Origin of the sequence: uncultured Butyricimonas sp. (genome assembly GCF_959596855.1) — a bacterium.
Taxonomy (GTDB): Bacteria; Bacteroidota; Bacteroidia; order Bacteroidales; family Marinifilaceae; genus Butyricimonas; species Butyricimonas muris.
In genome coordinates this window covers 1-14,146 of sequence record NZ_CAUFYA010000035.1, presented here as the reverse complement: position 1 = coordinate 14,146, position 14,146 = coordinate 1, and the positions used below count along the sequence as shown (strand labels likewise).

At 42.1% G+C, this 14,146-nt stretch carries 6 protein-coding genes; all 6 read left to right on the top strand.

All coding sequences use genetic code 11. The annotated features are described in order from the left end of the window. Window positions 1-171: 171 nt before the first annotated feature. Genes Q5866_RS14485 through Q5866_RS14460 form a run of 6 tightly spaced genes read left to right on the top strand, consistent with a single transcriptional unit; the run spans window position 172 to window position 14,063 of the window. Complete coding sequence (locus tag Q5866_RS14485; protein WP_303180956.1) at window positions 172-3,693, top strand: SusC/RagA family TonB-linked outer membrane protein; 3,522 nt, start codon at window positions 172-174, stop codon at window positions 3,691-3,693. Between the two features lie 11 nt (window positions 3,694-3,704). Next, on the top strand, window positions 3,705-5,162 hold the full coding sequence (locus Q5866_RS14480) for a RagB/SusD family nutrient uptake outer membrane protein (RefSeq protein ID WP_303180955.1): 1,458 nt from the start codon (window positions 3,705-3,707) through the stop codon (window positions 5,160-5,162). Between the two features lies 1 nt (window position 5,163). After that, window positions 5,164-6,132 carry a hypothetical protein gene (locus Q5866_RS14475; protein WP_303180954.1) on the top strand — a complete coding sequence of 323 codons (969 nt, stop codon included), beginning with the start codon at window positions 5,164-5,166 and terminating at the stop codon, window positions 6,130-6,132. A 1-nt stretch (window position 6,133) separates the two neighbouring features. Beyond that, complete coding sequence (locus Q5866_RS14470) at window positions 6,134-8,542, top strand: zinc-dependent metalloprotease (RefSeq protein WP_303180953.1); 2,409 nt, start codon at window positions 6,134-6,136, stop codon at window positions 8,540-8,542. Window positions 8,543-8,551: 9 nt separating this feature from the next. Further along, window positions 8,552-10,882: a zinc-dependent metalloprotease gene (locus Q5866_RS14465; protein WP_303180952.1), complete on the top strand. Its 2,331-nt coding sequence runs from the start codon at window positions 8,552-8,554 to the stop codon at window positions 10,880-10,882. A 1-nt stretch (window position 10,883) separates the two neighbouring features. Beyond that, window positions 10,884-14,063, top strand: a complete 3,180-nt coding sequence (locus Q5866_RS14460) for a DPP IV N-terminal domain-containing protein (RefSeq protein WP_303180951.1) — start codon at window positions 10,884-10,886, stop codon at window positions 14,061-14,063. Window positions 14,064-14,146: the final 83 nt, after the last annotated feature.

Genomic DNA, 14,146 nt, shown 5'->3' with positions numbered 1-14,146 from the left:
CAGGTTGAAAATTGCTCCATTCCCAACCTGTAAAAGATATTATACTGACTCAAGCCCTGGTAAGTAAGAGTCGTATAAGTTGTTAAATAATATAATTACAAAATTATGAAAAAAGATGAGACTATAGTAGGATCATGTTTAATTATTCCTTATCGGAAAATGTTAATTTACATGAAGTTGTTTCGTGTATTTTTAGTAGGAGTGTGTTTGTCATTGAATCTGACGCTCTTGGCTCAAGGGCAGGTAAAGGTTTCTTTGGAAATGCGAGAAGTTCCGCTGAACGAAGTGTTGCAGGAGGTTAGCCGACAGACACAGATGGATATGGTTTACAATCTCAATTTTATCAAAGGGATTGTGGTGAAGGAAATCAAGGTGGAGAATAGGGAGTTGAAAGATTTTTTGAATGATTTACTTCCCCAGTATGGGTTGACGTATTCTTTTGACAAGAATGTCGTGGTAGTGAAAGTTATCGAGAAGAAAGAGGAAAAGGAACTCCGGACGATACGAGGAGTGGTCGAGGACGGGAAAAAAGTTGCGTTGCCCGGGGTTACGATTATCCTGAAAGGGACAACTATCGGGACGGTTACTGATGTAAATGGGAAGTTCTCGTTAAGAATTCCGCAGGGGATTGATTCTTTGGTTGTGAGTTTTATCGGAATGAAGACGCAATACGTGAAGATTATGGACGAGAAGACGGAGTACACGATTGTGATGCAGGAGGAAACGACACAACTGGGAGAGGTGGTTGTTACGGGTTATCAGGAATTTGACAAATCGCGAATGGCGGGTTCGGTAGCTTCTATTAAGGCTGAAGATTTGCATTTTAGCGGAACGAATACTTTGGAGCAAGCGTTGCAAGGGCGGTTACCGGGAGTGGTAATTACCAATACCAGCGGTCTGGTGGGGGTACGGCAAAAAACAAGAGTACGCGGGACTTCCACACTATTGGGAAGTCAAGAACCGATTTGGGTGGTAGATGGAATCATTCAAGAGGATCCTCTTCCGTTTGATACGAAAACTTTCGATAGCGCAGGAGAAATTAACTCGGATAATTTTGACTATATCCGTAATTTCGTGGGAAGTTCTATCGCTTGGTTGAATCCGAATGATATAGAGAGTATCACGGTGTTGAAGGATGCGTCTGCCACGGCTATTTATGGTGTGCGTGCCGCGAATGGTGTTATCGTGATTAAGACGAAACGGGGAAAGTCTGGAGCGGCGTCGATTTCTTATTCGGCTCGTTTGAATGTAGCAGAACAGGTGACGTATGACAAATTGGAGTTGATGAATTCCAAAGAACGGGTAGACGTTTCACGGGAGATTTTCCAACGCGGGTTGACGGCAAACTGGACAAATAATAATATTGGTTATGCCGGGGCTTTGAACCAGTATTTGAAAAAAGAGATCACGAAAGATGAGTTTGAACGGCGTGTGGCGAAGTTGGAAACCACGAATACGGATTGGTTTGATATTCTTTTCCGGAATCCTTTCAGCCATTCTCATTCACTTTCTGTTTCCGGTGGTAGTGAAGATGTACGTTATTACGCTTCATTATCCTACAATTCTACAAAGGGTACGGCTATCGGGAATGACACTGAATCGTATGGTGCCAATGTGGGACTGGATATGAATTTGGGAAAGAAGTTGCGTGCTTCTTTTACTCTTTCCGGCTCTCATGCGACGACGGATGGTTTTTATATTGTAGATCCCTATTCTTATGCGACAAGTGTTAATCGGGCAATAGCGGCTTACGAGGATAATGGAGATTTGGCTTATTATCAAACATCAAGTGGTTACTTGTTCAATTTTATAAATGAACGGAACCAAACCGGAACATCCAATAAAAATATGTCTATTAACACGAATCTGAATTTGAATTATGATTTTACGGAATCACTGAGATTTCAGATGCTAGGAAGCGTGAATATTGCTTCAGTTGTCGGAGAATCATGGGCAACGGAGCGAACGGAGTATATAGCCAAAATACGGTTTTATGATTATGGTACAGTCAAGCCGATTGATGCGGAATATAAAAACTCTCAACTTCCCGTGGGCGGCGAGTATAATCAGGATGAAAATAAGACAGTATCTTGGAATTGGAGAAATTCGCTTTCCTATGATGTCGTGTTTAACGGAGTTCATACTTTGACAGCGATGTTAGGAATTGAATTGTCAAGTACTAGAAATACCGGTTTTTCTTCCACTATTTACGGTTATTTGAGAGATCGGGGGAAATCTTTTGCGACGGTTCCTGCCGTGAGGGTAAATCCTTATAGTGGGGCTAACGATAAAAATGGACTGATGGATAAGTTTACACGAAAGATTACGGATCGAAAAACCAATCAGATGGGGGGCTACTTGACCTTGAATTATGCTTATGACGGGCGTTACGTGGTTAATTTCAGTGTTCGGGTGGATGCGTCTAACCGTTTCGGACGTTATGCGAACGAAAATTTCAATCCGGTGTGGGCTGGCGGACTTCGTTGGAATGTGGCTCGCGAATCTTGGTTTAGTCGACAGAATATAGTATCGGACTTGAGTTTACGTTTTAGTTTTGGGTATCAGCGTAACATGGCTACGAATTATAGCCCGAGTTTGATCGTGAAAATTCCTTCCGGAAGCGAGAGTCAAATCGTAGATGTTAATACGGGAGACGATTTATTGGATATAACTTCTTTACCTTACGAGGATTTGCGTTGGGAAAAAACGACTTCTTATAATTATGGTGTAGATTTGGCTTTGTTCGACAACAAGATTCGGGTTGGTTTTGAATACTATATGAAGAAAGGACGTGATATCATCACCTCGTTATTGGTACCCCGTGAATATGGAATTGAAAATATGCCGATTAACGGGGGAAGTATGAATAATTCCGGGTACGATTTAAGCGTGAGTTTTACTCCCGTGCGGACAAAAAATTTCACTTGGGATATGAATATCAATACTTCGAAAAATAATAACGAGATTACTAAAGTTGGAGTGCAGAATTTAACGTGGAGGACAGCGGTTTCCGGTGAATATTATAAAAAAGGTTATCCGGTATCTTCTTTCTGGGCTTTTGATTATGAGGGTATTGATCAGGAAACCGGTTATCCGATTATTAATCTGGAAACATCCGGGGATGGGGATCCTTTAACTGATCCTACTACCTATATGAAATACGCGGGTAAATTGGATCCGGATTTCACGGGAGGATTATCCATGTCGTTCCGGTATAAGCAATTGTCTTTATCTACAAGTTTTTATTTGCAACTAGGCGGGAAAAAGTTTTTGAAAACGGCTTATGAATCTTCGACTTTACCTTCCGAGTACGAGAACCTGTCGTCCGAATTGAATGAGCGTTGGAAACCGGGAGATACGGATGCCCGATTCCCCGGATTGCCTGATAAAAATGTATTGAATTTTCTACTTCCGAACAAAACAAGTTATAGTAATGAGTACGAGATGTATAATTATAGCAATGCGCGAGTGGTGAATGCTTCTTCATTAAAATGTAATAGTATTTCATTGAATTATTTTTTACCGGAGAAAATGGCTAAATCGGTAGGGTGTAAATCTATTGGCATAGGAGCTAGTATCTCTAACCCATTTACGATAGCAAGTAAAGATTTTAAAGGGCGTGATCCGGAAGTGGCAACGGGGCAACAACCGTTGACTAGTTCTTATTCATTTAATCTTAATGTAACCTTTTAGTTGATATGATTATGAAGAATTGTCGATTTATATATTGTCTGGGAATACTTCTGTATTTGCTATGCACTTCTTGCCATGATTTTTTCAAGGAGTCCAGTCAGGACGAGATAAAACCTTCTTCCGTGGAAGATTTGAGGGCCGTGATGTACAAAGAGGCTTATCCTTATAATTTTTCGACGGGAACATTTTTGATGCTGTTAACCGATGAGGTTCAATGTAATGGATTGTCCAATGACTCGTATGCCACTGTTCATCAAAACGGGACTCCGGTGTTTACATTCAACCCGATGATGTTTGATGGTAATGAAGTATTTCCGGAAGATGTGAATTCATGGAAAGCGAATTACGAGAGGATCATGGGATGTAACGTGATTATTGATTATCTTTCTGAGATATCGGGGACGGAACAGGAGAAAAATGCTTTACGCGGACAGGCGTTATTGTTGCGGGGATTTTATTATTTGAAATTGGCAACTATATACTGTCAACCTTATAATGCTCCCGGTGTTGATCCGAGTACTGCATTGGGAGTCCCTTTGGTGTTGACGATGGAATTGACGGATGATTTTCCCCGACGGGCTTCGTTGGAAGCTTTGTACAGGCAGATCGAAGATGATTTGTTGACAGCGGCGACATTGTTGGAAGCAAACTATACGCCGGATAACGTTTGGCGTGTGGGGCATGTGGCTGCATATACCCTGCTGTCTCGTCTTTATCTTTACATGGGACGCGATGAAGATATGGATAATGTGATCAAGTATGCCGATTTGGCTATCGGGATAGGACCGGCTTTAACACGATTGTCTATCTTGGGAAGTGGTAAAAGCATTTACGATAGCGATGTAAGTTCGGAAGTTGTTTGGATTTATGGTGGAAATTCGTTTAAAGAAGGGACTTTTTTCACAACGAATGTTGTTTGGGGATACGATGCGCCTTGGGAGGTTTCTGCAGATTTGTTAAGGCTTTATGATGCAACGAATGATTTGAGATATAGTATATATTATGCGTCTCCGTACGGGTATGTGTATGGTAATAAAGTTGGTTATAATACACAGAATGGTTCGGATCATGGGCTTCGGATGGCAGAGGTGTACTTGAATCGGGCAGAAGCTTTGATTCGTCGTTCTTTGGCAACGGGCAACGATGCAGATCGGGTGTTGGCATTGGATGATTTGAACACGTTGAGAGAGACGAGATACGCGACAGGAACTTACGTGGACCAACAAATTACGGATGCTAATGAATTATTGGAATTCTGTTTGATGGAACGTCGTTTGGAATTGAGTTTGGAAGAGGGTTTCCGTTGGTTTGATATCAAACGGTTAGGGTTGCCGGTAACTCATACCTATATTGATTCGGAGGGTGTTGAAAGGGAATATACCTTGGAAAGTTATTCTCCGCTTTATGCTTTACCTATTCCTTATGATGCGATAGAACGAAATTATAGATTAGAACAAAATCCCAGATGATATGAAACGGAATTATTTTTATATAGTGTTGTTGCTGCATATATTTCTTGTTGTGGCTTGTTATGATGAAAAAGAGCTCTCCCCGTCGGGTATTACTTCCAGTTACTCGGTTCCTCAAGGTGAGCATGATTATGATGATGTGATTGTGGAGTATTATAAAAAATACGGTTCTTGTTTACTTTATAAATTCACGGATAAGGACACGTATTGGACGCCTTCCGGGTGGATGAACGGGGTCTTGGGAGAATCGGGAGAGGATGGTTACATTGTTACTCCTGCTGATGAAAATTATGTCGGGAAACAACTGGAAGTAATACAGGATTTATGGTTTGATTTTTATTCCGATGAATTTTTGAAGGAGTTTCTCCCCGTTAAGATTATGCTTTGTTCTCAAATCGACTCGGTATACATGTCATGGGATTTTTCTTCTTATCCTTTTAAGCAATTGGGGATAGGGGAACAAGTCTGCGCATGGTATAATTATGATAATATTTGTGTGGCATGCGGGAACGAGTCGGTAATTAGCATGACTAAAGCCGATTCGTTGGCATTCAAGAATAAGATAAATAGTATTTTCGTGGAAAGTATAATCGAAAGGGAAAAATCCGCTCCGACAAAGGATTTTGAGGATAGTGCGAATTATGACATAAGTTCCTCTGATATGTATAGTGCCGCAAAACTTTGGGCAGCAGGGATTCCCAGTTATAACACGAAAGATTATACAATGTCTGCAACATATGATTGGAAGAATTTCATGTTAATGATGCTTCTTTGTCGGGAGGAATTTTTAACAAGAGTTCCCGAATTTAATTACGATTGGGATATGACAAGTGCAAACTGGGACGGAATTCTGAATCCTGTAAAAGATGTAAACGGGCTCTTGAAAAAACGATATGATATAGTTCGGAATTATTTTAAAGAGAATTATAACATGGACTTACAGCAAGTCGGGAATGGATTAAAAAATTAGTATGAGAAATTTATTAGTAATTGTATTGACTTTACTCCTGATCGGGAGTAAAGTCGGACACGGAATGCCTTATCTGGAGAATGAAACAATAGGCATAGATAGTTTTATTCACAAGGATGCCGTGAAGAAGACTGGTTTTTTTAATAGTTACGAGCAGGACGGGAGATATTATTTGGAAATCCCGGAAGATAAGTTGGGACGGGATATATTAGTGGCGATCACGATATTGAAAGGAACTGCTCAAGTGAATCGGGATCCGGGGATGCGTTTCGGTTACGGGGGTGACTCCGTGTACGAACGGTTGATACGTTTCGTGAAGCACCAGAATCAAATAGACATTGTAACCCCTCAAGTATTTTACTTGAGGGATACATTAACACTTTATGATGATTATATACGGCAGATTATACCGCCGGTGGATTTTTCCTTGCCCATACAGGCGTGTTCGGGGAACTCGTATCTGGTAGATATTACCGATTTGTTAACGAGTGATTACGATATATTTTCTTTAAAAGGGGCCAAGGAGATATTGAAATTAGGGGGTTATCAACCTTCGCAATCTTATCCTTTAGAGGTTCAAGTTTTCCCGGAGAATTTGAATTTTCGTTCTATTCGTACTTATTCGGTAGACGGGGCGAAAGCGGGAGAGTTTACATCCTCGACTTGGGAAGTTGGTGCATCATGGTTTCTTCTGCCTGAGCGTCCCATGCGTCCGAGGGTGTTTGATGACCGGGTAGGTTATTTTGCAACCGTGTTGGATGGTGTTTTGGAACGGGAGGACTTGATGACAAAAACGATGATAGCCAATCGCTGGCGGTTAGAACCGAGACCGGAGGATATGGAGAAGTATTTTCGGGGGGAATTGGTGGAGCCGAAAGAACCTATCGTGTTTTATATTGATAGAGCAACTCCTGAATTTTTGGTACCTTATTTTATAAAGGCTGTGAACGTATGGCAGAGTTCTTTTGAAAAAGCAGGTTTTAAAAATGCTATTTATGCTAAGATGGCGCCGACACCGGAAGAAGACCCCGAATACCATGAAGGTGACATCCGCTATCCGCTGGTGTCGTATAAGGCATCCCCGATACCTAATGCTTATGGTCCCATGGTGGTCGACCCCCGTTCGGGCGAGGTGATTACATCACATATTGCGATATTTCATTCTGTCCAAAATCTGTTGCAACGTTGGTATTTCGTGATGTGTGGAATGGTTGATCCTCGGGCAAGAGAATATCCCTTAAATCAAGAGATCATGGGGGAATTGGCAGCAACGGTATTGACTCACGAAGTAGGCCACACGTTAGGGTTGAGGCATAATTTTGTCGGGAGTACGGCTTATCCGGTGGATAGTTTGCGAAGTAAAGATTTTATAAGGAAATATGGATTGGGGACATCTATAATGGACTACCAGCGCTTTAATTATATTGCGCAACCGGAAGACGGTTTGGAACCGCAGGATTTATTACCTCGTATCGGTGTGTATGATGATTTCGCAATAGAATGGGGGTATCGCTATTACCCGGAAGCAGAAGGTTTGGGGTGTGAAACGAAAGAGTTACGGAAATGGGTGACGGAAAAACGTAAGGATCCCAGAATGTTTTATGTCGTGGAAACGAATTACAGTGACCCTCGTGTACAATCGGAAGATAGTGGGGACGATGTTGTGCGGGCAAATCGCTTGGGAATGAAGAATCTGAAATTAATTATGAAGCATTTGGAAGAGTGGACACGAACGGACGAGCCGGATTATTATGCCTTACGCGGGCGATATTTGGCAGTGTTGAATCAATATTCGAATTACGTGGGACACGTGTTGCGATATATTGGAGGAACTTACACGGATAATCCGGCGAGAGAGGAAAATCTGATGCTTAATAGTCCGGTTTCAAGGGAACGGCAGGAAGCGGCTTTTGATTTCTTGATGGAGTATGTTTGTCAAGATCAAGATTGGCTTTTTCCCGGAAACTTAATGGCTAAAGTCCTAGTAGATTTCGATAATTACGTGCAGGGACCTGTTACAAACGTGTTGGCAAAGCTACTTCTCAAGTATGTTTCTTTACATCGAAGCAAACAGTTGGATGCTGACGGGTATTCTATTGACGAGTATTTGGATAAACTATATTCGGCTATTTTTGGACGGAAAGATATCGGGAAACAATTGTCGAGGTACGAGAAAGTGTTGCAGGATAAATTTGTGGAACAATTGGTTATCAACGGGGAAAATCCTGCTAATCTTGCTAATGGTATCGGGTTGGAGATCAAGAAAGTTATTTCGAAGATTAAACAGCAGGCAGGGCAAGCTGCGGAAAACAACACGGATTTGCTTACGCGGGCACATTATAAGACGCTATATAATTTTATCACGTTGTGGGAAACAGGTAAAAATAATTCATTGGTTGAATTCAATTAAATATTGGGTATGAAAGTATTAAATGTATGTTTGTTGCTATTGGTTATGCTATTGGCTTCCGGTTCTGTTGTCGCTCAGGGAAAGAAGCAACCGATGACTTACAGTCAATTTTGTGATCAAAAAGATTTACAGGTAAATAAGGGTTTTTACACTATTTATCGTTTGGGAGATCAATATTATATAGAGATTCCGGCAGGGAGTATGGGGAGAGAAGTGATGATTACGACACAGGTCGTTAAAGGATATTCTTCCTTTATTTCAAATGCTTCGGGAGTGATTCGCTTCTCGGAAGGCAGAAATAATATGTTACAGGTGATTCGGAATCGGGCTGTGGATATATCGGTGGATTCCACGGATGCGTGTATGCGGGAGGCTATTCGTAAATCAGGATTGATACCGGTGGACCACGTGCTGCCGATTGTTGCTCGGGGAGAAGACGGACATTCGGCAATTATCGAATTGACCGGAGAGTTGAACAATGCAGGGAGTTATCTGTTTAATGTAAGCTCTTACAGTATGTTGAGTCATCCGGATCCGGAACGCTCCGGGGTGAATGGATTCCGTATGCTGAATCAAGGGGTGGTCTTCTCTGTTTCACGTTCTCAGACGGATTACAATTCAAATCCTCAGACAGGAGAGGGAAAAGATGTGGCTAGCACGTATGAATTGGAGATGGTAATCCAGATGTTACCGGAACAGGAAATTACTTTGAAGCCTAGTCATCCGGCTTACGGCTTTGAAACAATCGGGATGACAGGGTACGACACGAAAAAATATGTTGCTCGAAAACGGGAGTATATACAAAAGTGGAATCTTACGGCTTCCCCGAAAGAGAAAAGACAACAGCGTAGAGGGGGGATGATAGAACCGGACGGGCAGATTTGTATCTATATAGATCCGATTACACCTGCCCCTTTTGTAGAGAGTATCAAACAGGGACTGCAACAGTGGGAGGAAGCTTTTAAACGTGCCGGATGGGTGAATGTATTCCGGATAAGTTCTGCCCCGGAGGATGCTTCATTGACGTATCGGACAATCCTTTTCCGCTGGGGAAATGCTTTTAACGGATTGAATTCTTCTGTTATCACGAACCCGCTGACGGGTGAGATATTGGCTGCCCGCGTGAATGTAATGGATGTTGTTGCGGATGAGTTGCTGGAAATCTACTTTTTGCAGTGCGGATTATCGGATAGCCGGATTCGGAAAGATATGCACAGTCTGGATGTCCGGCAGGACGTGTTGACAGCCCAAGTGGCAGCCGCTTTTGCTGAAGTGCTGGGAATGAAACCCAATAAATCGGGATATATGGTTTTTGCACCTGCCGATTTACGTTCGGAGAAATGGCTGAATGAGCATGGTATAACAGCGTCTATCACGTCGGATATTCGATTTAATTATTTGGTACAACAAAGCGATCGGGTAAGCGCGAAGAATCTTTTCCCGAAAGTATCTGCCTATGATTATGATGCCGTGAAATATGCTTACGGGAATAGTGATAAATTGCCTTCCGTGAGGGATGCTTTTTATACGGCGACGGATAAGCAGTCGTATACTAAGGATATGACATTGTCAAATGACATATTGGAGTCCAGTTTGTTAGGAATCCGGAGAATACAGGAAATTTACCCTCGTTTGGGCGAATTGGTGGAGCGTTTGCCTGAAGAACAGAATACATGGAATAAGGTGGCGGATCTGTCTTTAAAATCACTTGCTTTATACCAAACTTATCTTACGCAAATCGTGAATTTGGTCGGAGGGCAAACGGAGTTCCCGATTATTAAAGGAGTAAATGAAGTTCCCGTGGTTTATACTTCAAAAGAACAGCAGCAGAAGGCATTGGAATACCTTGAAAAGGTCATATTTAATGGTGTTGAAGCATGGGTTTACGAGCCAAGGTGGGATAAAATATCTCAGTATGATCTGGACCAAATGATGGTTGGATTGGCCGAAGTTGTTGCCAAACGTTTTATCGATCCGAAGGCGCTTGCCTCGCTGGTTGCGGCAGAGAGAACTTTAGGAAGCGAGAATGCGTTTACGTTGAAGGATTTGTTTTCGTATATCGATCGGGTGATCTTTGAGAATTTCGATACGCTGAAACCTGTATCCGCCCATAAACGGAATTTGCAGGCTTGTTTTGTTTCCAATTGGGCTAGAATGATGGCGGATAATAATATTTCATTTGGACTGGGTAATGAAGCGATAGGAGCGTTGCATGCCTATTTTATTGATACGGTGAAAAAGATAAAAGCATTGAGCGAGAGTCACGAGGACTCTTTGACAAGGGAAAATTGCGGGTTAATGTTGATGCGTGTGGAACGGGAATATTTTAATAAGAATTGAGATGAAAAAGAGTTTATTTTTAGTTCTCGGATTGATATTGTCATGTTGTGTCGTGGCGCAAAACCGGGAAATTGATTTCGGGAAAACGACTTTGGACGAGGCTTTGGTTCAAGCGAAGAAACTCGACAAGTTGATTTTCGTAGATTGTTATACCACGTATTGTCCGCCTTGCAGGACAATGGATGCAACTGTTTTTAAGACGGACAGTGTGGCGGATTTTCTCAATTCCACGTTTATCAACGTGAAAATGAATAACGACGTCAAAGAGAATAAAGTCTACATGGAAAAGTATAATATTGGAGCTTTCCCGTCATTCTTGTTGTTAGATCACGAGGGAAAATTACTCTATAAATTCGTGGGAGGGATGTCTGCCGACAAGTTTATGGAGCATATACGGTCAGGAATGAAGCCGAAGAATAATGTTGCCATGATGAACTCGACTTACGCTTCGGGGAAATACACCAATACGTTTTTGCGGGACTATATTCAATGGAAACTGACTTTGCTCGAGAGGGAAGAGTGTGTTCGCTTGGGAAAAGAATATTTTGATCGACTTTCTCCCCGGGAGAGAACGGCTCCGGAAAATTGGTTTTTGTTCACGGATAGAACATTGTGTGAGGTTAATAGCCCCAATATGCATTATCTGTTCGGGCATTGGTCGGAATTTACCAAAAGATTGGGTGAAAAAATGGTGTTCGATCATATTGGGGCGCTTTGTAGAAATATGATGGAATGGGAATTGCAAGGATGGAAGTATGAAAGGGATGTAAATGATTTTGAATTTTACAAACAGAAACTTGCCGGTATGAGTATCCCGTGCCGAAAGGATTATTTGATAATGATGGATATTGCTAAAGCCCATTGTGTTGAAAATAATCAACAGGTTAGAGATCTTTTGGAAGAACATGTTGCAGATTTTTCAGCCGAGAACCAGAAAATTATGTTTGCAGCGATGGGATTATTCCGTTCCTACGTTGAGCCGGAAAATGAACAATTAAAAAGAGTCGCTAAAAAAATCCTGCGGAGTGGTAAAAATTCCAATTTATCCAGATATTTGGAAACTTTTGTTGATGCAGAGGAGGTATATGGCGGAGAAAAATACGATGTGCAAGCTTTGCAGGATAAGATCGGGTCAACGGCGATTATCCCTTTCTTTCATCCCACGGAAGATAAATTCTGGTACGTGCTCTCGGATAATCAAGGGGGAAGGCAGTATTATTCGTATGATGTCCGTCGGGGGAAAAGGGCTTTGTATGATTTCAACGTGATCGATAGCTTGTTGCGGCAACTGGAGCCTGACAATAATAACCCGATGATATTTTACAACCCGGAATTTGGCGAAAAGGAGATATTGGCAACCCTTAGTACGGGAAACAAGACTTATTTGTATGATGCAAAGAAACGTACGCTGACACCTTCTTCTCCTAAAACATACCGTTCGCTGCGTCCTTACGGTGTTTCACCTGATTTACGATACGAGCTGGTGGTGCAAGAGTATGATTTATGGTTGAAAGACAAGGAACAACAAAAAGACCGGCAACTGACTTTTGACGGGACGGAAGGATATAGTTTTGAGATTCCCGACGCGGAGTGGTTGGGGGATGACGGGGTTTTCTATATTACCCGGAAAGATAACCGTAGTGTACGCGACTTTTCCGTGCTTTACTCCTGTATGGAACCGACTCCGGTAGTGCGGTCATATAAATATGAATTACCGGGGGATACCGCTGTGCAAAAAGATGAAATATTTGTCGGTAACGTGCGGACCGGGGCATTTGTAAAAGTTGATGTAGTGAAATGGCCGGGGCAGTTATTGGAGATCGTGAAAGTACCGGATGTAAAAGATCGGTTTTTCTTCATCCGGAAAAAAAGAACGAGAGATGAGTTTGAACTGTGTTCCGTTGATGTCAACACGGGGAAAGTGAAAGTCATTCTACACGAGGTAAATAAACCTTACTTGAACGAGGAATTATTCCGTTGTTGCATCGTGAATCAAGGAAAAGACATTATCCTGTGGTCTGATCGTAGCGGTTGGGGACATTATTATCATTATTCGGGAGAGGGTAAGTTGTTGAACGCGATAACAACGGGAGACTGGACTGCCGGAAGAATATCTAAAATAGATACTGTAAAGAAACAGATTTATTTTTACGGTTATGGTAAAGAACCCGGACGGAATCCTAATTACACGTATTTCTACCGGGTAAATTTTGACGGGAAAGAATTGCGGTTATTGACACCGGAGAACGCTACCCATAGCGTGTATGTCAGTCCCTCGAAAAACTTGCTTGTCGATAATTTCTCCCGTATTGATACGATACCTCAAATTGCCGTTCGTGACCGGAACGGACGTTTGTTGACAATCTTGGAAAAGCCGGATATTTCTAAATTATTGGAATACGGTTGGCGGTTCCCGGAACAATTCGTCGTGAAAGCTGCCGATGGAAAGACAGACTTGTACGGCATCATGTGGAAACCTTATGATTTTGACTCCACGAGAGTGTATCCGATTATATCTCAAGTATATCCAGGACCTCAGACGGAAACCGTGTGGACGGAATTTACGGTTTTTGACCGGTATAATAACACGGCTTTGGCACAGAGAGGTTTTATCGTGGTTTGTATGGGACACCGGGGCGGTTCTCCTTTTCGGGATAAAGCGTACGCTACCTATGGCTACGGGAATCTGAGAGATTATCCCTTGGCTGACGATAAATACGGTTTGGAACAGTTAGGACGTCGGTATTCTTTCATTGACACGACCCGGGTGGGAATTTACGGGCATTCGGGAGGCGGAATGATGGCCGTTTCGGCTATTTGTACCTATCCTGATTTTTATAAAGTTGCTGTTGCTTCTTCCGGGAATCATGATAACCGGATTTATAACCGGACATGGGGAGAAACCTATCAAGGAATAGGCGATGACAATCATTTTACTGTCGACATAAACCAGACCCTAGTGAAAGATTTGAGAGGACATCTACTTCTGGTTACGGGCGAGGTGGATCAGAACGTGCATCCTGCCAATACATTACGGATAGTGAATGCCTTGATACAGCATAACAAGGATTTTGATCTGTTAATACTCCCGAATCAGGGGCATAGCTACGAAGGACTTTATAAAACCTATTTCGAACGTAAGAAAAGAGATTATTTTACCCAGTATTTACTTGGTAATTGATGAAGTAAAGTACCCGTGGAAGAGAGGGTGTAGTTTCCTGAAATTGGTTTACTCGATTTGATATTCAATAAATTAAAAAATGT